14 protein-coding genes and 1 other RNA gene are annotated in these 20,989 nt (G+C 59.6%); 12 read left to right on the top strand and 3 right to left on the bottom strand.

Annotated features, from left to right (window positions below):
* The first annotated feature begins 3 nt into the window (after positions 1-3).
* Complete coding sequence (gene pepF, locus JC200_RS07530) at positions 4-1,806, top strand: oligoendopeptidase F (protein ID WP_274435648.1); 1,803 nt, start codon at positions 4-6, stop codon at positions 1,804-1,806.
* A 1,354-nt stretch (positions 1,807-3,160) separates the two neighbouring features.
* On the opposite strand, the gene JC200_RS07525 is transcribed toward pepF, so the two are convergent.
* Entirely contained in the window at positions 3,161-3,976 is an 816-nt protein-coding gene (locus JC200_RS07525) for a pyrroline-5-carboxylate reductase dimerization domain-containing protein (protein ID WP_274435647.1), read from the bottom strand.
* A gap of 460 nt (positions 3,977-4,436) precedes the next feature.
* Here JC200_RS07525 and rpoN point away from each other — a divergent pair, with 460 nt between their 5' ends.
* From rpoN to ssrA, 11 genes are all read left to right on the top strand, one after another.
* Complete coding sequence (gene rpoN, locus JC200_RS07520) at positions 4,437-5,777, top strand: RNA polymerase factor sigma-54 (protein ID WP_274435646.1); 1,341 nt, start codon at positions 4,437-4,439, stop codon at positions 5,775-5,777.
* A 153-nt stretch (positions 5,778-5,930) separates the two neighbouring features.
* Complete coding sequence (locus JC200_RS07515; RefSeq protein ID WP_274435645.1) at positions 5,931-6,980, top strand: sugar-binding transcriptional regulator; 1,050 nt, start codon at positions 5,931-5,933, stop codon at positions 6,978-6,980.
* A 36-nt stretch (positions 6,981-7,016) separates the two neighbouring features.
* Positions 7,017-8,042, top strand: coding sequence for a type I glyceraldehyde-3-phosphate dehydrogenase (gene gap, locus JC200_RS07510; protein ID WP_274435644.1), 1,026 nt, complete (start codon positions 7,017-7,019; stop codon positions 8,040-8,042).
* 188 nt (positions 8,043-8,230) lie between these two features.
* Complete coding sequence (locus JC200_RS07505; RefSeq protein WP_274436488.1) at positions 8,231-9,427, top strand: phosphoglycerate kinase; 1,197 nt, start codon at positions 8,231-8,233, stop codon at positions 9,425-9,427.
* A 131-nt stretch (positions 9,428-9,558) separates the two neighbouring features.
* A complete protein-coding gene (gene tpiA, locus JC200_RS07500; RefSeq protein WP_274435643.1) occupies positions 9,559-10,326 on the top strand; it encodes a triose-phosphate isomerase in 768 nt (255 codons plus the stop codon).
* 1 nt (position 10,327) lies between these two features.
* Entirely contained in the window at positions 10,328-11,977 is a 1,650-nt protein-coding gene (gene gpmI / locus JC200_RS07495; protein ID WP_274435642.1) for a 2,3-bisphosphoglycerate-independent phosphoglycerate mutase, read from the top strand.
* Positions 11,978-12,906: 929 nt separating this feature from the next.
* On the top strand, positions 12,907-14,193 hold the full coding sequence (gene eno / locus JC200_RS07490) for a phosphopyruvate hydratase (protein ID WP_274435640.1): 1,287 nt from the start codon (positions 12,907-12,909) through the stop codon (positions 14,191-14,193).
* A 143-nt stretch (positions 14,194-14,336) separates the two neighbouring features.
* Positions 14,337-14,585, top strand: coding sequence for a preprotein translocase subunit SecG (gene secG, locus JC200_RS07485; RefSeq protein WP_274435639.1), 249 nt, complete (start codon positions 14,337-14,339; stop codon positions 14,583-14,585).
* A gap of 295 nt (positions 14,586-14,880) precedes the next feature.
* The gene (gene rnr / locus JC200_RS07480) at positions 14,881-17,910 is read left to right on the top strand and encodes a ribonuclease R (protein ID WP_274435638.1); all 3,030 of its coding nucleotides are present in this window, start codon (positions 14,881-14,883) and stop codon (positions 17,908-17,910) included.
* 154 nt (positions 17,911-18,064) lie between these two features.
* Positions 18,065-18,529 (top strand): SsrA-binding protein SmpB, encoded by a 465-nt coding sequence (gene smpB, locus JC200_RS07475; RefSeq protein WP_274435636.1) that lies wholly within the window; start codon positions 18,065-18,067, stop codon positions 18,527-18,529.
* A gap of 241 nt (positions 18,530-18,770) precedes the next feature.
* Positions 18,771-19,149: a transfer-messenger RNA gene (gene ssrA / locus JC200_RS07470) on the top strand.
* Positions 19,150-19,455: 306 nt separating this feature from the next.
* Here ssrA and JC200_RS07465 read toward each other — a convergent pair.
* Entirely contained in the window at positions 19,456-19,869 is a 414-nt protein-coding gene (locus tag JC200_RS07465) for a hypothetical protein (RefSeq protein WP_274435635.1), read from the bottom strand.
* Between the two features lie 33 nt (positions 19,870-19,902).
* Positions 19,903-20,928 (bottom strand): hypothetical protein, encoded by a 1,026-nt coding sequence (locus JC200_RS07460; protein ID WP_274435634.1) that lies wholly within the window; start codon positions 20,926-20,928, stop codon positions 19,903-19,905.
* Between the last annotated feature and the right edge of the window lie 61 nt (positions 20,929-20,989).

Here is a 20,989-nt window from a genome sequence, read left to right as displayed (position 1 = left end):
GAGATGGCAAAGGAAACGACACCAGCGACGAGAGCCGAGATCGACCCGCAGTACAAATGGAACCTTGAAGACATTTACGAGAACCAGGCGGCGTGGGACAAAGACGCCGAGGACATCAAGGCGCTGACTGGGGAGCTTGTGCAACTCGCCGGACACCTCGGTGACTCGGCGGAAAACCTGCTCAAAGCGCTGCGCCTCTCCGACGACATCAACGAAAGGGCCTCGCGCCTGCTGAACTACGCGCACCGCAAGCGCGATGAGGACAACACCATCTCCGAGTACCAAGCGCTCGCCGACCGCGGCCTCGCGCTGTTAATTGAGACCGAGAGTGCTCGCTCGTTCTTTGTCCCAGAAGTTTTGGCGATGCCGGAGGACCGCATCAAGGGCTTTCTCGCCGAGAACGAGGACCTTCGCCTCTACACGTTCCTGTTGAACGAGATGCTGCGCCACAAAGCGCACATCCTCTCTGCGGCAGAAGAGCGACTGCTCGCGATGGCGGGGGAGATGGCGGAGGCGCCGGACCAGATTTTTACGATGTTCAATGACGCCGACACCCGCTTTCCGAAGGTGAAAGATGAGGACGGCAACGAGGTTGAACTGACGCACGGCCGCTACGGTTCACTGATTGAGAGTCGCAATCGGGACGTGCGCAAAAATGTGTTCGAGGCGTTTTTGCCGACCTACCGCAAACACATCAACACGCTGTCTGCAACGTTCTCGGCGAACGTGAAGAAGGATATGTTCTACGCCCGCGCACGCAACTATGGGTCTGCGCGCGAAGCCGCCCTCGACGATGACAACGTGCCGCTGTCCGTCTACGACAACCTGATTGACGCCGTCCACGAGGCACTGCCGAAACTGCACGACTACCTGCGCCTGCGCAAACGCGTGCTCGGCCTCGACGAGTTGCATATGTACGACCTCTACACGCCGCTCGTCCCGGACTTGCATTTGCAGATCCCGTATGACGAAGCCGTCAAAACGGTCAAAACGGCTCTGCGCCCGCTCGGCGAAAAGTACGGTGAGGTTGCTACGAAGGCGTTCAACTCGCGTTGGGTCGACGTCTACGAGACACCGGGCAAAGCGAGCGGGGCGTACAGCGCCGGCGTGTACGGCGTGCATCCCTACATCCTGCTCAACTACCAGGATCGGATGAGCGACGTGTTCACCGTCGCCCACGAGCTCGGCCACACGATGCACTCCTACTTTTCGAGCGAGGCGCAGCCGTTTGTGTACGCGAACTACACCATCTTTGTCGCGGAAGTCGCGTCCACTTGCAACGAGGCCCTGCTCCTGCACCACTTGCTGCAGCAGTCGACGGATAAGCAGACGCGCGCGTATCTGCTCAACTTCCAGCTCGAGCGCCTGCGCGCGACGCTGTTCCGCCAGACGATGTTCGCGGAGTTCGAGAAGCTAGCGCACCAGTACGCGACCGAAGGCGGCGCCTTGACGCCGGAGTGGCTGTGCGCCACCTACTACGAGTTGAACCAGCAGTTCTTTGGCCCTGTCTGCGACGTCGACAAGGACATCGAACTCGAGTGGGCGCGCATCCCACACTTCTACAACTCGTTCTACGTCTACAAGTACGCGACCGGCATCTCGGCTGCAACGGCCCTGTCCCAGCAAATTTTGACTGAAGGCCAACCGGCCGTCGACCGCTACCTCAAATTCTTGCAGAGTGGCGGCTCCGACTACCCGATTGAGCAGCTCAAGCTGGCCGGCGTCGACATGACTTCGCCTGATCCCGTCCGCACCACGATTGACCTCTTCGCCAAGCAGACGGAGGAACTCGGCCAGCTGCTGTAGGGGGAGGCGTAGGGGGAGGCGCGCCGTGCGCGCCTTCTTCACCGGACTCTCGATCGGACGCGTCGGGGCGTGGCCGGGCGCGATCAAGCCAGTGTAACCAAGCCAGTGGCAACCAAGGGGCTTCTCGTGTTTCCGTTCCGTGACCGATGAATGGCCTTGAATGGGCCAAGGTGGGGACTAGGGCGGGGGAGCCGGCTCGTCTCCCGGCAATTGATGAGAAAATCGTCTCTTGCGGCCATTTTGGCGTTCCGCAGGAGCATGAGAGATTCTAGTGCTAAGTCGACGACAGAGGCGGAGCGCCATTCTGGCGCAATTACTGTGTCCGGCTGTTGAGACAGCGCCAGTTTGGCGTTACAGCACATGGCGGAAGCGAAGACCCGGCCAAAGTGGCGTTGGCGTATCAGTAGCGCCAAATTGGCGGCCGAGATCCGCACCTGTAAACTACCATCCCGTGCGTAGGTGTCAAAATGACACCTACGCAGGCGTGGTTCCGTCCGTAGGTGTCAAAATGACACCTAGGGAGGCGTGGTCCGGTGCGTAGGTGTCAAAATGACACTTACGTAGGCGTGGTCAGGTCCGTAGGTGTCAAAATGACACCTACGTAGGCGTGGTTCCGTCCGTAGGTGTCAAAATGACACTTACGCAGGCGTGGTTCCGTCTGTAGGTGTCAAAATGACACCTACGTAGGCGTGGTTCCTTCTCTAGGTGTCAAAATGACACCTACGCAGGCGTGGTTCCTTCCCTAGGTGTCAAAATGACACCTACGCAGGTGTGCTTCCGTCTGTAGGTGTCAAAATGACACCTACGTAGGCGTGGTTCCGCCTGTAGGTGTCAAAATGACACTTACGCAGGCGTGGTCCGGTCCGTAGGTGTCAAAATGACACTTACGCAGGCGTGGTCCGGTCCGTAGGTGTCAAAATGACACTTACGCAGGCGTGGTTCCGTCCGTAGGTGTCAAAATGACACTTACGCAGGCGTGGTCCGGTCTGTAGGTGTCAAAATGACACCTAGGGAGGCGTGGTTCCGTCCGTAAGTGTCAAAATGACACCTACGTAGGCGTGGTCCTGCCCGTAGGTGTCAAAATGACACTTACGTAGGCGTGGTTCCGCCCGTAAGTGTCAAAATGACACCTAGGGAGGCGTGGTCCGGTGCGTAGGTGTCAAAATGACACTTACGCAGGCGTGGTCCCGTCCGTAAGTGTCAAAATGACACTTACGCTGCCCTGCTACCGCCCGTAGGTGTCAAAATGACACCTGCGCCCCTCGATGCGCCCGCCCCCGCGCCCCCCGGCCCCGCCCCCCGGCCCCGCCCCCCGGCCAGGCCCCCCGGCCAGGCCCATACGGGCCCCATCCCGCTACGACTCCTGCCCAGATGCGAGCGGTTGAACCGCCGGTTTGCAGCGACTGTGCTGCTCAGTCTGCGCGTGCAGGTCCTCGAAGACCGCCCGAACGCGCCCGTCGAGGACGTCGAGTCCGACTTCGGTCACGCCTCCCGGCACAGTGACGCGCTGTAAGACGTCAGCGGCCGACAAGCCAGACAAGAACAGGTTGGCCGTGCTGGTAAAGGTGTGCGTGATCAAAAACTCCGCCTCGCCACGGCTGATGCGCCCCGTCTTGGTGGCGGCTTCTGCCCACGCGTTCAGGATGGACGCGATGAAGGCCGGTCCGCAACTCGTCAAGTCAGAGCAGACGCGGAGTTGGTCTTCGCCGACGGCGAACGGGAGAGCAATCTGCCCGAGTACCGACTCAAAGACCTCCTGGTCGGGGCCACTGAAACGCGATCCATAGCTGACCAAAAGTACACCGCTTTGGACTGACTGCACGATGCTGGGTATGACCTTGGCCACTTTGGCGCGCGTACAGGTTTCGAGTTCGGTGAGCGGGATGGTGCTGATAGTGGTGGCGAGAACCTGCGACGGTGCGAGAATATCGCCAATTTGATTGAGCAACACGCGGCCGTCCGAAGCTCGCGTGGCGACGACCAGTACGTCTGTAAACCGAGCGACGTCCTGGGCGCTTGCGGCGACGTGGATTCGCGGGACTTGGCGCGCTAATTCTCGCGCCTTTTCTGGCGTACGGTTGTATACGAACACTTCCGCTTTGCCAGCCGTGGCCCACGCTTTGGCCAACATGCCGCCCATGCTGCCTGTTCCAATGATCCCGATGCGCAATGCCGCTCCCTCGCATTCCTTCACCCGGCTGCCGTGCCGTGGACAACCAGAGCTTATTCCACCGGCTTGTGCTCTGCCGGACCGTACTCTATGTGTATTCTCCATAGGCTCGTTTGCTACACAGTCGATTCCGGACTGCCACTAAGCGGCACGGCAGGCATACCGAGAGTCGCTTACAATCGGGCGAAAATGCACGTATGGGGCGAACGGAGGCAAGATTTACCCAGCCGCTGCATAAAATCTTTTCAAGTACCCCTAGCAGGAATCATGCCAACGATGCAGAATAAGTGTTGATATGGACATGTAGACTAGGCAGGATAGACCATCACGAGTCCAACCCTCCCATCCGCCGACTTCTCCGTCTCGTTGTCTCTTGTTTGAATACGCTTTCAACCAGGGAAAGCTGTGCAGGCTCGTACGCGATTCTGAGGCCAGCCCCAGACAGGAAGGGTGGATCACGATGAGCATGGGGTATGGGTTGTATCAGGAACAGGTCCAACGACTACTTATGACCCAGCAAATGCGGCAGGCCATTACGGTGCTGCAGTGTTCGGCTGTTGAGCTCGATCAGTATGTTCAGGAAGAAATGTCGTCCAATCCGCTCGCTGACGTTCAGCCGGTGTCGACTGAATGGCTGCGGCCGTGGACTGGCACGCGACTTGGCAGCGTACGTAGTAGCCGCGCGCACGTCGCTTCTGGCGAGCGGCAAGCACCGCCACTCGAACAGGTCGTTGCCTCTCCACAGCAACTCCAGGACTATTTAGAAGAACAAATTCGCCTCAGCTATCCCTCTGACCGCATCTCTGAGATCGCTCGTTTTCTCGTCGGGGCTCTTGACGAACAAGGCTACCTGCGCGAGAGCGACGAGGAACTCGCTTGCTGGATTCACGCGCCGCTATCCGATATTGCTGCAGCAGTTGAGCGCTTGCAGTCCTGTGATCCGCCGGGTATTGGCGCTCGCAACCTGCAGGAGTGTCTGTATATGCAGCTGCACCTCGTGCCCGTTTGCCATTACGATTTAGTGGAGCAAATCGTTACCTCCGGACTCGAAGACGTTGCGGCGGGAAGACTCGCTCGGCTGGCTCGTCGCCTGCGCGTTTCGACGAGTGCCTTGCAGGAAGCCGTGGATGCGCTCCGTCAGCTCAACCCGCGACCTGGGCTGTCGAGCTGGGGAGACCGCCCGGCGTACATCATCCCGGACGTAACTGTGGAGAAGGTCGGAGACAAGTGGGTTGTTTTGACCAACGATTCGGCGCAGCCGAACATCCGCCTGGATGCGGGGTATCACCGCTTCATTGCGGCCGCCGACACCGAGACGCGCCAGTATCTCACCAGCAAGGCGCAAGCAGTACAGTGGCTGGTTCGCTGCATTGAGCAGCGGCGGATGACGCTGCACCGCGTCGCGGACGCACTGGTCAGCTTGCAGGCAGAATTTTTCGATCGCGGCGCCTGTGCCCTGCGTCCCCTGACTTTGCGTCAGGTCGCCGATGCGCTCGGACTGCACGAGTCGACCATCAGCCGCGCGACGCGAAACAAGTACATGCAGACGCCCCGCGGCATCTACGAGATGAAATACTTTTTCTCCACGGAAATCACGACGAAAACCGGCAGCGGTTCAGCCAAGTCCGCGAAGCACGCCATTCGTGCGATGATTGAGTCGGAAGACAGCGGTGCGCCACTGTCTGACGAAGAGATCAGAAGTAAGTTGGAAGCCGATGGCGTATTCCTGTCCCGCCGGACGGTTGCGAAGTACCGTGAAGCGATGTCGATCCCGCCGTCACACCGCCGCCGCCGCTTCTGAGCGGCGGCTTTGGCTAAAACTGGACGAATAGAAGTTGCCAAGCGGACGCCATTCGTCTACAATATTGGTGAAACAGTTTGCTTTGCAGTAATCGGGACACAAAACGTCCATCGGGACGGATTGAGTCCAAGGCAAAGAGAGGAGGCAGGTCGCATGGACTGGTCGTTGACGCGCCGCATTGTTCCGGAACTCGTGGATGTCCTGCGCTCACGCGTCCGCATCATGCAGCGCATCTACCTCGCGCAGCCAATTGGCAGGCGAGCACTGGCCATCGACCTGGGCCTCACGGAGCGGGTGCTTCGCGCTGAGGTCGACTTCCTCAAACAACAGGGTCTCATCGTGGCCTCACCGGCAGGCATGGCGCTGTCCGAGGAGGGGGAAGACCTCCTGGAATCTCTCGACGAAGTTGTCGCTAGCCTCGAAGGGCGAACGGAACTCAGTAAGGCGCTGGCCCGGGTGCTCGGCATCGAGCGGGTCATCGTCGTCTCTGGGGACAGCGACCGCGATGGCTGGGTGCAGAACACACTCGGTCATCAAGCCGCCAACTTCCTGCAGGGAGAACTCGCACAAGGCGATATTCTCGCAGTGGCTGGGGGCTCCACAATGGCGGCAATCGCGAACATGATGCCGATGCGCAAACAGCCGTTCTCCGTGCGAGTGGTTCCGGCTCGCGGCGGGCTCGGAGAAGAGGTGGACTTGCAGGCGAACACGGTGGCAGCCGTGTTAGCGGAACGGATCGGCGGCACTTCGATGATGCTGCACATACCCGACCGCGTGCAGCAGCACACCCTCGAACAACTGCTGACTGACCCGTACGTGCGCGAGCGCATACCGGAAATCCGTCGCGCGACCATCGTAGCCCACGGCATTGGCGATGCGCTGCGAATGGCCGAGCGTAGGCAGTTGACGCCGGAGGAAATCGCCATCCTCAGACAGAGTGGCGCCGTCGCAGAAGCATTCGGGTACTACTTCAACGAAGACGGACAGCCGGTCTACGCGATGACCACGGTCGGCCTTCAACTTGCGGACCTCGACCGTATGCGGTTGGTTCTCGCTGTCGCAGGCGGACACAGTAAGGCGCGGGCCATCGCGGCGGCCGCGAAGGCATACCGCATCAATGTCCTCGTTACAGACGAGGGAGCAGCGAGTGAAATCCTGTCGCTGGCGAGTAAAGAGACTGCAAAAGCAGACAGCAAGTCTTGAATCCAGACTCTTCACCACCCTTAGGAGGGAAATCACATGAGCGTTAAAGTAGGAATCAACGGTTTTGGCCGCATCGGCCGCAATGTCTTTCGCGCAGCCCGCAACAACCCGGAACTAGAGATTGTCGCGGTCAACGACCTGACCGATGCCAACACGCTGGCGATGTTGCTCGAGTATGACTCGGTGCATGGCCACCTGAACGCTGAGATTCACGTCGAGGGCGACAATATCGTCGTTGACGGAAAACCTGTTACCGTCTTTGCCGAGCGCGACCCCGGTAACATTCCTTGGGCAAAATACGGCGTCGAAGTCGTGATCGAGTCCACAGGACGTTTCACGGACAAGACCGCGGCTGAAGTACACATCACCAAAGGCGGCGCGAAAAAGGTCATCATCTCTGCGCCAGCCAAGAACGAGGACATCACCTTAGTCATGGGCGTCAACGAGCAGATGTATGACCCAGAGAAGCACAACGTCGTCTCCAATGCGTCTTGCACCACCAACTGCCTGGCGCCAGTGGCGAAGATTATCGATGAGGTGTTCGGGATTGAGCAGGGGCTCATGACCACCGTACACTCCTTTACAAACGACCAGCAAATTCTCGACCTGCCCCACAAAGACCTCCGCCGCGCGCGCGCAGCGAGCATGAGCATCATCCCGACTAGCACGGGTGCAGCGAAGGCTGTGGCGCTGGTGTTGCCGCAGCTCAAAGGCAAGCTGAACGGTATGGCGATGCGCGTGCCGACGCCGAACGTGTCCGTCGTCGACCTGACTGCAACGGTTAGGAAGCCAATCACGGTCGAGTCCGCCAACGCCGCCTTGCAGAAGGCGTCTGAAGAGGGACCGCTCAAGGGCTTGCTCGCCTACACCGACAAGCCGCTGGTCTCGCGCGACTTCAACGGTGACGCGCACTCCGCCATCGTCGATGCCCTGTCCACAATGGTCATTGGTGACAACATGATCAAAATCATCGCCTGGTACGACAACGAGTGGGGTTACTCCAACCGGGTGGTCGACCTCGCAGCTTTCATCGCGAGCAAACTTCCGGTTACAGCACAATAAGCGAGCCATCACACCACAGTTCCGCACGGGCCCTGGGTCTCGATCCAGGGCTCGGGGTGCGTTACATACAGCGCTCGCGTGTTACAATGAAGACGACTTGTGCGGGATGGAATTCGTCCCGCTCGTATCCGTGACCTAGGTCCGCCAAGCAAAAAGGAGGTCGCATCGAGATGGCCATGGAGTACACAATGACAAAGCAGACGATCCGCGACATCGACTGGCAAGGGAAGCGCGCGCTGGTGCGCGTGGACTTTAACGTGCCACTCGAAGACGGACGCATCACGGACGACACACGCATACGCGCCGCACTGCCGACGATTCAGAAGTTAACCGAGAGCGGTGCCAAAGTCATCCTCATGAGCCACCTGGGTCGGCCAAAGGGAGAACGCAACGCCAAGTACTCGCTTGCGCCGGTTGCAGAGCGGTTGAAGGAACTGTTGCCCGGCACGCCGTTGGAGTTTGCTGACGACTGCGTGGGGACTGAGGTGGCGCAAGCCGTCGGACATTTGGCCGCAGGCGGCGTCCTACTGTTGGAAAACCTCCGCTACCACGCGCAGGAGGAGCAGAACGACGAGACCTTTGCACACAGTCTCGCCGCGCTTGGCGACGTCTATGTGAACGATGCGTTTGGCGCCGCGCACCGCGCGCACGCATCGACTGCCGGCATCGCGAAATTCCTGCCCGCGGTGGCAGGTCTGTTGATGGAGCGGGAAATTTCGGTGATGGGCGCTGCGCTCGCCAACCCGCAACGACCGTTTACCGCAGTGATCGGTGGGGCCAAGGTGTCCGACAAAGTGTCGGTGCTAGAAAACCTGGCCAAGAAGGTCGACACCCTGCTCATTGGCGGCGGTATGGCGAACACGTTCCTGGCAGCTCAGGGTTACGCGATGGGGAAGTCGCTGGTTGAGGCAACTGCCGTCGAGACCGCAAAGTCGTTCCTTGAGAGCGTGCAAGGCACTGGCTGTCGTGTGCTACTTCCGGTCGACCTCGTCATCGCAGACGCCTTCTCGGCCGAGGCACAGCATCAGGTTTGCAGCGTTCGCGATGTGCCTGCGGACTGGATGGCGCTCGACATCGGACCGGAGACTCAGCGCGCCTACGAAATAGAAGTGCAGAAGTCGCAGACTGTCATCTGGAACGGCCCGATGGGTGTCTTTGAACTGGCGCCGTTCGCAGCTGGGACGCTCGGCGTCGCACAGGCGATGGCGGCTGTCGATGGCACGACCATCGTCGGCGGTGGCGATTCCGTCGCCGCTGTGGAACAAGCCGGTCTCGCCGAACGGATGACGCACGTGTCAACCGGCGGCGGCGCCTCGCTCGAGTTTCTCGAAGGTAAGGAGTTGCCCGGCGTCTTGGCACTCAACGACCTGAACGACAGAACGTGAGCGGTGGGCAGAACCATCGGGATGGAATCAGGGGCGAACGCCAAGAACTTGGGTGGACCCTGAACGACCAGGTATGACATTCCGAGGTGTTCGTCGACGCACGCCGCTACTTCAAGTACGGAGGACCTGCCATGACTCGCAGAAAACTGTTGATTGGAAATTGGAAGATGTTTAAAACTGCTACAGAGGCGCGCGCGTTCGCTGCGGACCTAAACACCGAGTCCGGCGCAGCGCAGGCGTCGGTCGACCTCGCCGTCTGCCCGCCCTTCACCGCCATTTCGGCCTTGGTGGAGGCGCTGCCGGAGTCCGTCAAAGTCGGCGCGCAAAACGTATACTTCGAGGAGCAAGGCGCATTCACTGGGGAGATTTCGCCCGCGATGTTGGTTGACGCTGGCGTGACGCTCGCGATTGTCGGCCACTCCGAGCGCCGGACCCTGTTCGGCGAGACAGATGCAGCGGTCGGCCAGAAAGCTGTCGCCGCCGTCAAGCACGGCCTGACACCGGTCATTTGCGTTGGCGAAAACCTCGCCGAGCGCGATGCGAACCAAACGGCGGAAGTCGTTGCGCGACAGACGCGTGCGGCCATCGCCGGGCTATCCGCGGAGCAGGTGGCTGCAAGCGTCGTCGCCTACGAGCCCGTGTGGGCCATCGGCAGCGGCCGTACGCCCGAGCCGGGGGATGCTGAGGCGGTGATCGACGGGATCCGCAAAGTGATCTCTGAAGACAAGGGTTCCACTGCGGCCGATGCTGTGCGCATTCTCTACGGCGGCAGCGTCAAGCCGGAGAACATCGCGGCGTTCGGCGCACAGCCGAACATCGATGGTGCGCTAGTCGGTGGCGCGAGCTTGGACGCATCCTCATTTGCTCGCATGGCGACGGCATTGGCAGGAGGCAATTGACATGAGCGACCAAGCAGCTAGCAGCTCGAAGGGCTCAAGAACGGGGGAACGGCCGATTGCACGCTCGAAGTCGGATGCGCCGTTTACGCGGCAGGCGAGGCCATCGGGAGCAGGGCCTGTCGCGCTGATCATCCTGGACGGCTTCGGCTGGCGCAGCGAGACCTCCGGCAACGCTGTCGCCCAGGCCAAGAAGCCTGTCTTTGACGCGCTGTGGGCGAAGTACCCGACGACCACACTGCAAGCGAGCGAACTTGCAGTTGGGCTGCCCGAAGGGCAATTCGGAAACTCCGAAGTCGGGCACTCGAACATCGGTGCAGGTCGCATTCTGTACCAAGACCTGACCCGCATCAACCTCGCTGTGCAAAACGGCGACTTCTACAAAAACGAAGTGCTCGTCGCAGCAATGTCGTATGCGCGCAGCGAGGGCAAGTCGTTGCACCTCGCAGGGCTCTTGTCCAATGGCGGTGTGCACAGCCACATCGACCACCTCTTGGCGCTGTTGCGCCTGGCCAAGGAACAAAACGTACCGCGCGTGTTTGTGCACGCGATTCTCGACGGTCGCGACGTGCCGCCGACCACAGGCGTCGGCTTCCTGCGGCAGCTGCAGGAGGCGATGGCATCTATCGGGACGGGCACAATCGCGAGCGTGTCCGGTCGCTACTATGCGATGGACCGCGACAACCGCTGGCAGCGCACCGAGAAGGCGTACCGCGCGATGGTCTATGGTACAGGCGGACAAGTGGACCAAGTCCGCGACCCCATCAGTGCTGTCGAAGACAGCTACGCGGCAGAGGTGACGGACGAGTTCGTGATCCCGATGGCGATTGTCGATGCCAACGGCACCCCAGTCGGTCCGATTGCGGACGGCGACGCGGTCATCTTCTTTAATTTCCGCCCGGACCGCGCGATTCAGTTGACGGAGGCGCTCACGGCCGAGAGTTTCACCGGATTCAGTCGCGGTCCATCCCGCCCGCGCGTCCGCTACACATCGATGACGCGCTACAGCGACGAGTTCGCGGGTCGGGGCGCGGTCGCCTACGGGCCGACGCAGTTGCAGCAGACGATGGGCCAGGTGGTGTCGGAGCATGGCCTCGTGCAGCTGCGCATCGCGGAGACGGAAAAGTTTCCGCATGTGACCTACTTCTACTCCGGTGGGCAGGAGGCGATGTTCCCGGGCGAGGAGCGGATTTTAGTCCCGTCGCCGCAGGTCGCGACGTACGACCTGCAGCCGGAGATGAGCGCCTATACGGTCGCAGCCGAAGCCGCCGCGCGCCTTCGCAGCGGGGAAGTGGACGTGATGATCCTCAACTTCGCCAACCCGGACATGGTCGGACACACTGGCGACTTGCAAGCCGCCATCCGCGCCATTGAGGCGGTCGACACCTGCCTCGGCCAGGTGCTAGATGCCCTCGGCGCTGTTGATGGCGTAGCCTTGATTACAGCCGATCACGGCAACGCGGACATCATGATTGATCCCGCCACTGGCGGCCCCTGCACCACGCACACGACGAGTCTGGTACCATTCATCCTGACGAAGCCTGGCGTGACAGTGCACCCGGGCATTCTGGCCGACCTCGCTCCGACGATGCTCGACCTGCTCGGCGTCCCGCAGCCTGCGGAGATGACCGGCAAAACGCTGATCGACCACTAAGGCGAGCGGCAGTAGGGCAGGCGCGGGGTGGGGCGCGCTGGGCCCGCGTTACGCGTTGAGGTTGTCACCCGGGGCGGCGGCCCGCGTTACGCGAACGGCCCGCGTAGCGCGAACGGCCCGCGTAACGCAAAATTAGTGCGCTATTCGCCCGAAGGTGACATAACTCGAGGTTTTTGTAATCAAAAGTTTCGTTATGATCCCGATTTCGGGAGAAATCGGGCCCATTTTAATCAGTAGCGTACTATTTGATCATTGTTTCGCGGAAATCGGGCTCTAAAGCGGCAGTAACGAACTTTTTGCGCGTTGGCTCCGCAGCCGCGTTACGCGTTGGCTCCGCAGCCGCGTTACGCGTTGCGGTTGTCACCCGGGGCGGCGGCCCGCGTTGCGCAAAATTAGTGCGCTATTGGCCCGAAGGTGACATAACTCGAGGTTTTTGTAATCAAAAGTTTCGTTATGATCCCGATTTCGGGAGAAATCGGGCCCATTTTAATCAGTAGCGTACTATTTGATCAGTGTTTCGCGGAAATCGGGCTCTAAAGCGGCAGTAACGAACTTTTTGCGCGTTCGCTCCGCAGCCGCGTTACGCGTTGTGGTGGCACGAGGGGCCGACGGCTCGCGTTACGCAAAATTAGTGCGCTATTGGCCCGAAGGTGACATAATTCGAGGTTTTTGTGATCAAAAGTTTCGTTATGATCCCGATTTCGGGAGAAATCGGGCCCTTTTAAATCAGTAGCGTACTATTTGATCATTGTTTCGCGGAAATCGGGCTCTAAAGCGGCAGTAACGAACTTTTTGCGCGTTGGCTCCGCGCCGCGTTGGCCCCGCCGCCGCGCCGCGCAGAGGGCAACGAGACATCAAGGTGCGAAGGCGTCCATGGAGACTTACGCACACTTACGCACAACCTCAATCATTCGAAGGAGTGGGTACATATGACAACCGACATTTTTGACATCCAAGCGCGAGAGGTGCTCGATTCGCGCGGCAATCCGACCGTTGAGGTCGAAGTGACACTCGAGAGTGGCGCGCGCGGCCGGGCCATCGTGCCATCCGGCGCATCGACCGGGACCCACGAAGCTGTCGAGTTGCGCGACGGCGACAAATCCCGCTACGGCGGCAAAGGTGTCCTCAAGGCTGTGCAAAACGTGAACGAAGTCATCGCGCCAGAGCTGATTGGTGAGGACGCCGGTGACCAGATCGCGATCGACCGCGCGCTCATCGCCCTCGATGGCACGCCGAACAAAGGCAAGCTCGGCGCCAACGCCATCCTCGGTGTCTCTATGGCCGTGGCGAAGGCAGCCGCTGACGAGATCGGCCTGCCACTTTACCACTACCTCGGCGGTTTCACCGCGCGTACGCTGCCGACGCCGATGATGAACATTCTGAACGGCGGCAAACACGCCGACAACACCGTCGACATCCAGGAGTTCATGGTCGTGCCGCACGGCGCGCCGACATTCCGAGAGGCGCTGAGGATGGGCACCGAGATCTTCCATACGCTGAAATCTGTCCTGAACAGCAAGGGGCTTGCGACCACCGTCGGTGACGAGGGTGGCTTCGCACCGAACCTGAAGACGAACGAGGAGGCCATTGCGCTCATCGTCGAAGCGATCGAGAAGGCCGGGTACAAGCCGGGCGAAGATGCGTCCATCGCGCTCGACCCCGCCGCCTCCGAGTTCTACAAAGACGGCAAGTACGTGATGGCTGGCGAAGGTGTGACGCGCACGTCCGACGAGATGATCGCGTACTACGAGTCGCTCATTGGCAAATACCCGATTATTTCGCTCGAAGACGGCCTCGCCGAGGACGACTGGGAGGGTTGGGCCAACCTGACGAAGGCGCTCGGCAACAAGCTGCAACTCGTCGGTGATGACCTGTTCGTGACCAACACAGAGTTTCTCGCACGCGGCATCCGTGAGGGTGTGGCGAACTCCATCCTCGTGAAGGTGAACCAGATTGGTTCGCTGATTGAGACCTTCGAGGCGATTGAGATGGCGAAGCGCGCCGGATACACAGCCGTTGTCTCACACCGTTCCGGCGAGACCGAAGACGCGACCATCGCCGATATCGTCGTCGCCGTGAACGCCGGACAAATTAAGACTGGAGCACCCAACCGCACCGACCGCGTCGCGAAATACAACCAGTTGCTGCGCATCGAAGAGGAACTTGCAGACGCCGCAGTGTTCGCGGGCCGTTCTGCCTTCGCGCACCGGGCATAAATTACTTACAGGCACCCCAAATTTCCAAGTTTTCGTTTTGTCGAATGGGGTGGCGCGTGGTAGACTGGAACTAGCATGTGCCGGCAAAGGCCGTGACCGCATACAGAACGGCTTTGCGCGGTTGGATAGTGAGGGATGTACCCGTGATGCAAGTTGCAAAAATTGCCCTTGTTGTGCTGTCAGTTCTTTTAATCACTGTCATTTTGCTGCAGTCCGGTCGCAGCGCGGGCTTGTCTGGTGTGATCACTGGCGGTAGCGATCAGGTGACAAACCGCCGCCCGAAGGGCATGGACTCCCTGCTCGCGAAGGTGACGGTCGTGGTGGCCACCCTGTTTTTCTTGGTGACGCTCGCCATTGCGTATCTAAACGCACACCCGAACCTGAAACTGTAACGATCAGATAAGGGTTCGCACACATTCGGATACCACCGACCAAGCGCCGTCTCCTGCAGACGGCGCTGTCTGTCTATCGAGCACAGTGCCGATTCAAACGGCTACGGATGCCGGCTCGTGCCCGCCGAGAACCACCATCCGCTCCGTTTGTGCGCCAGTTTGAGTACATGCGCCGGTCATTGCCTATACTATGGAGACGAGCATGGATTTCGGGTTTGACCGGTGCAATGCTCCATACCGTGGACGCCGGGAACCACCGCGGCTCGCACGTGCGAGCGCAGAGAGAAGGGTTTTATTGAAAGAATCACTGATTGAATACATGCGCCACGACGCCTATCGGCCGCTGACCGTACAGGAGTTGGCCGAGGCGTTTGAAGTCGAAGGCGGCGACGGATTTCGCGACTTCATCAAACTATTGAACCAGCTCGAAGAGGCTGGGGAAGTGGTGCGCACGCGCGCCAATCGCTACGGCGTGCCAGAGCGGATGAACCTGGTGGTCGGACGGTTGCAGGTAAAGGCGCGCGGCTACGGCTTCTGCCAGCCAGAGGCGCCAGGGGAACCGGACGTCTACGTGCCCGCGTCCGATATGAACGGCGCACTCCCGAATGACAAAGTCATGGTGCGCATTGAGAAGACTTCAGGCGGCGGATCACGGCGCGAAGGCAAAGTCATCCGCATCCTCGAACGTGGGGCTGACCGCGTCGTCGGCAAGTTCACGCGCCACCGCACGCACGGCTTTGTGACGCCGCTCGACAAGCGCTTCCCGCAGGACGTGTTCATCGCGACCGAGGACGCGCTCGACGCCCACGACGGCTTCGTGGTCGTCGCCGAAATCACCGAGTATCCCACCACCACCCGTGGCCCCGAAGGCCGAGTGGTCGAAGTGCTCGGACACCCGGACGCGCCAGGCGTTGACATCCTCGGCGTCGTTCGCAAGTACGGCTTGCCAGAGGCCTTCCCCGAAGAGGTGTTGCGTGCAGCCGAGCTCATTCCAATTGAGCTCTCCGAACAAGACTTTGAGGGACGGCGCGACCTGCGCGACGAAGTCATCGTCACGATTGACGGCGAAGACGCCAAGGACCTCGACGACGCCGTCCAGGTCGAGCAGCTCGAGAACGGCAACTACCTGCTCGGCGTGCACATCGCAGACGTCGGCTACTACGTCAAGGAGAACTCGGCGCTCGACAAGGAAGCGTTCAAGCGCGGCACCAGTGTCTATTTGGTCGATCGCGTCATTCCGATGCTGCCGCAGCGCCTCTCCAACAACATCTGCTCGCTCAACCCGCAGGTCGACCGGCTGACACTGTCGTGCATGATGGAGATCACGCCCGCTGGCGAAGTGACGCGCCATGACGTGTTTCCGAGCGTGATCAAAACGGCGGAGCGGATGACCTACGCGAACGTCCGGCGCATCCTCGTCGAACGCGATGAGGAGTTGATCGAGCGCTACAAACCGCTCGTACCGATGTTCGAGCGGATGGAGGAGCTCGCCGACATCCTCAACAAGATGCGCATGCGCCGTGGCGCGATTGACTTCGACTTCGACGAAGTGAAGGTCGTCGTCGACGACGAAGGGCACACCATTGACATCGTGCCGCGCCCGCGCTCGGTCGCAGAACGCATCATCGAGGAGTTCATGCTCGCGGCGAACGAAACCGTCGCCGAGCACTTCCACTGGCTCGACGTGCCGTTCATCTACCGCATTCACGAAGAGCCGACGCTCGAGAAGATGATGGAGTACAACGAGTTTATCCACAACTTCGGCTACCACGTCAAAGGTCTCGGCAATCACGTCAAACCGCGCGCGCTCCAGGACATCCTTGAGAAGGCAGAGGGAACGCGGGAACAGCGCGTCATCGCAACGCTGATGCTGCGGTCGATGCGCCAAGCGCGGTATTCGCCGGAATGCGTCGGACACTTTGGCCTTGCCGCCGAGTACTACACGCACTTCACGTCGCCGATTCGCCGCTACCCGGACCTGTGCATCCACCGCATTATCCGCGAAGCCTTGCGGGGGCCATTGCCGGAGACGCGCGAGCAGAAACTGCGCGAGTTCGTGGAGAGTGCGTCCATCCAGTCCAGTGAGCGCGAGCGCGTGGCTCAAGACGCAGAGCGCGAGTGCGACCAGCTGAAGATGGTTGAGTTTATGCAGGAGCACGTCGGTGAGGAGTTCGACGGCATCGTCAGCGGTGTGACCCAGTTCGGCCTCTTTGTGCAGCTGCAAAACGGCGTCGAAGGCCTGATTCACGTCAGCTACCTGAACGACGACTACTACGTCTACAACGAGCGCCACCTCGCGCTCGTCGGCGAGCGGACGCGGCGCGTGTTCCGGCTCGGCGACCCCATCCGCGTCGAGGTGGCCGGCGCCAGCAAAGAGAACCTGACGATTGACTTCTCGCTCGTCGCACACCATCGCGAAGGGACAATGGTGGACGACGACGGCGGCGAAATGGTGATTTACGATGAGGACCTCGAAGCAGGCGCCCGCAAACGTGCCATTCGGCAGCGCTCCGAGCGCCGCCGCGAACGGGGACACAGGTCTGACGACGAGTTTTCGCGCGGCGACCGCCACAGCCGTCGCGACTCCGCACGGGACAGTTTTGGACGGGGCAACCCCGGGCGCGGAGACCAGCGCGATGGCGATAGTGCTCCTCGTGACGACCGCTTCGACCGCCGCGGCAAGCGCCCTGGCGCGGATAAGGACGAGCGCCGCGGTGACGGTCGCGGCAGCCGAAGCCCGGGCTTCGCAAACAGAGGATCACGACGGCCGAGCAGTGGACCCGCGGACAATCGAGGCGACGAACGGGGCGGTCGCAGCCACGGAAACGGCCGCGGCGAGTCCAGCCCGGCCGCTGATCCGCACAACCGCCAGGCCGGCAGCAGTCGCGCCGCCACGCCGCACAATCGCCACGGCGGCCAGCCCGTCGGCAAACGCAAGTTCAACTGGGCCGAGCGCAACCGCAAGGGCGGTTACGGGCTTGACCCCAGTTTCGCCGAAGGCCGTCCAGACACAGGCGATGGTGAGAACCGTGACTCTCGGCGCGATGGCGGCCGCGACGAGCAGGCTCCTCGCGTCGGTGATCGCGAAGCCGGGCCTGGTCCAAACGGGAACCGACGCCGTCGCCGCAGCACAAAGTCGCACGGGAACGGCAACGGTAACGGGGAACGCAGCACAACCGGCGGTGGCGGCAATGGACATGGGCACGGCGGATCTGGCCGACCAGCCGGTGCAGGGAAGAACAGCAATCGGTCGTCCGCGTTCGCCAAAGGCGGCGTGCGCGCAGGCCGCAAGTCCAAGTCAAAGGCGCGCAGCGGTCTGCATTAGAGCCGCGTACGGCGCTTCGACCGCCGCATCGCCTGCGAAGACGCGCCCGAAGCAGGCCGCAATTGCCCGGTGTAATTGAAACGTGCTGTTGTCCGCGCCTTCACACCGTGGTATGATACGAGGTACGCGATCGACCCGGTGAGGAAGTGAGACCATGGCAAAACACGACGGAAAGCTGCTCGCGCAAAACCGCAAAGCCTACCACGACTTCTTCATCGAGGAGACGTATGAGGCGGGCATCGTGTTGCTCGGCACCGAGATTAAGTCCATCCGCCGCGGCCAGGTCAACCTCCGCGACGCGTACGCGCGCGTCGAGAACGGCGAGATTGTCGTGTACAACATGCACGTGAGCCCGTACGAGCAAGGCAACCGCTTCAATCACGAGCCTCTGCGGCCGCGCAAGCTGCTGCTGCACAAGAGCGAAATTACGAAGCTCATCGGCGCCGTCCGCGAACAAGGTTCCACGCTGGTGCCGACCAAGCTGTACTTGAAAAACGGCTTCTGCAAGGTGGAGATTGGCCTCGCCAAAGGCAAGAAGCTGCACGACAAGCGCGAAGCCGTGAAGAAGAAGGAAGCCGCACGCGAGATTGAGCGCGCATTCCGCGATAGGCAGCGGTAAGCCAGTCGGTGTGCCGCGGGGCGGCCAGCCGGTTGGCCGAGCGCATTGTGACACCAGTGCAGGCATTCATTTTTGCTGGAGAAGCGCACCATGGAAGCCGCACCACCAAGCGACCATTGATTGATTACGCCGTCCGTTGTAGTATGCTTATGTAAGCAAGAGAACGGTTCACTTGTGGCGCCAACCCAAGGAACCGTGCCAGAATGGACGAACACATCGTCCTTCCAGGCGTACCCGACATGGGGGCGCTTTGGATTCGACGGGGACAGTTCGAGCGTGAATGGCGGGTCGTGGGGCTGCGAGGCCACGTAAAAAACGCGGACCATAAGTTAACTGGCAAAGCAAACCGCTTTACCTCAAAAAGCACCACCGTCGCCCTCGCTGCTTAATTGCAGTTAGGCCGTTACCCCGTGTGTCGCCCGTGCACACTCGGTAACGTCAACTTAGCGGGATAGTCGTCGGCACGCGTTCGTGGGCCGCCGGTGAAATGAAACGAACTCACCTATTGTTGAGCGTGATTGTCCGCGCGGCATAGGGACATCTCAGTAGACAATCTACACCCGTAGAAGTTCGCGTGGCGAGGTCTTCGGACGCGGGTTCGACTCCCGTCGCCTCCACCACATGAAAAAGGCACCCGCATGAGGGTGCCTTTTTCATGTGGTTGAAGGGATGAGGACGAGAAACCGCCGGGTTCAGCTCCGCGCGCACGAGCGCAGCGAGGAGAACGGCATCTGTTTCTTCCTTAGAGAGGTTGCCGAAGGCAACTGTCAAATCGAGAAATAGATACTCCCGTCGCCTCCACCATGCAAAACCACGAACACTTGGAGAAAATCTAGGTGTCTGTTCGCCTTTTGGGGTATGATCCAAATTCAGTACAACAGGGGAGCAAGGACAACATGTTTGTTCGGTTTTATAGACTCTCTTTTCTAACGATACCCGTGTGTTGGGTCAGTCTCATATAGTTGGTACATAAAGTTTGTGAGAACCTCAATGGTTTTGTGGTCCCCATTTGCAGCAGCGAGTTGCACAGAGAAAGTGAGTTGTGTGTACAATGTCATCTTCTCATCATGGCTTTTATCAAGTACTGCTCTGAATTTGATCAGATCCGCCTCGACATCGGCAAAGTGTTTTTCAAGATCGGCCGCAATGCGTTCCCGCTCTGTACGTTCTTTGCCCGCAGCAATCGCGTACTCTTTGGCGGATGTAATGATATTGTTCAATACTTCGGCCGCGGATGTGACAACCATCGCTTCCGGCGCAATTAGTGCAGAAATCGCATCGGCAGCAGAACTCGATTTCGCAACAGGTTCTCTTGGATTCAATGGACGCAGACTTGGCACAGGCATTCTCTCCCTTTAGCGTTTGGCATGGCACTACGAACGCATTGACCTCGACGGGAAGACCGAAATGAGTGTGTCTGCGTCTTTTTCAAGCTTGTCCAACAGGTATTTCAACGACGATGATACAAATCCTTCTTTCGTCAACACAGGCGAAATGCATAGGTTATGGATTGCCACTACTAAGTTGTATGAAGTTTTGATGAGATTCAATTCGTCCTTTCTTAGCCTCTTAAAGAACAGCCGTCTGAACCAATGTTTTTGCCGGATGGGCACCTGCTGAACTCTCTCATTAAGCGAGACTAAACAGGACTGAAACAGATCTATGAGCTTTTGCGCCTCGTCTAAACGATGCTTGGTGGCAAGGAAGTTTTCTGCCAGTAAGTCCATTGTTTTCACGGAGTTTTCCACTTCGAGCCGGTATTTCTCTGCACCGGCCAATAAGGCATCCGCTTCTTTCACGCGCCGATGTTGATCAAACGCTACTATCGTCACATAAACCGGGAGAGTCACGAGTATCGCCGGCCCCCCGAGGACAGGTACCGTGAGCGAACCTGCCGCAATTCCAGTACCGATGATGTTCGGTGTAAAAAAATTAGGAGCGTTCAGTTTCTCATCGTACGAGGGTGGGTTATCGGGAACTGGCGCGGATTGTACGAGACTTTCGATTGCAACCTCATTCACAAAGGTCAGATAATCCAAGAAGCCTGGATGTTTCTCCATCAACTCAGCCCATGGGACATGCTGAGTTTCTCGCACGATTCGAAGCCAGTCCTTCACCGGACCGTTTAGTGCCATGCCAATTCTCATGTAGTGGATTTCAAGGAGAATCTGCGTTCCCATGGCCACTGTTTCAAATGCAGCCAAACTCACGTCATAATGCATCTTCGCCAGAGAAATGATTTGCTTCGCAGCTGCTCGTTTCTCATAGGAAGTCTTATAATCCAAGTTCCCGCGGATCACAATTTCCCCAAAACCGCCTGTCAAGACTTCCGTTATCTCTGCCGCGCTCTCAGAAACGGATTTCCAAAGGTCACCTAACTCTGACCAGAACCCTGACACAAAATCACCGAGCCCTTCCTATGTTGTCCACAACTCAGCTGACGATGATACCTGCGTATGC

This window comes from Alicyclobacillus sp. ALC3 (genome assembly GCF_028751195.1).
Taxonomy (GTDB): Bacteria; Bacillota; Bacilli; order Alicyclobacillales; family Alicyclobacillaceae; genus Alicyclobacillus_L.
Note: the sequence above shows the minus strand (reverse complement) of the source record. Positions and strands in the feature narration are given on the sequence as shown.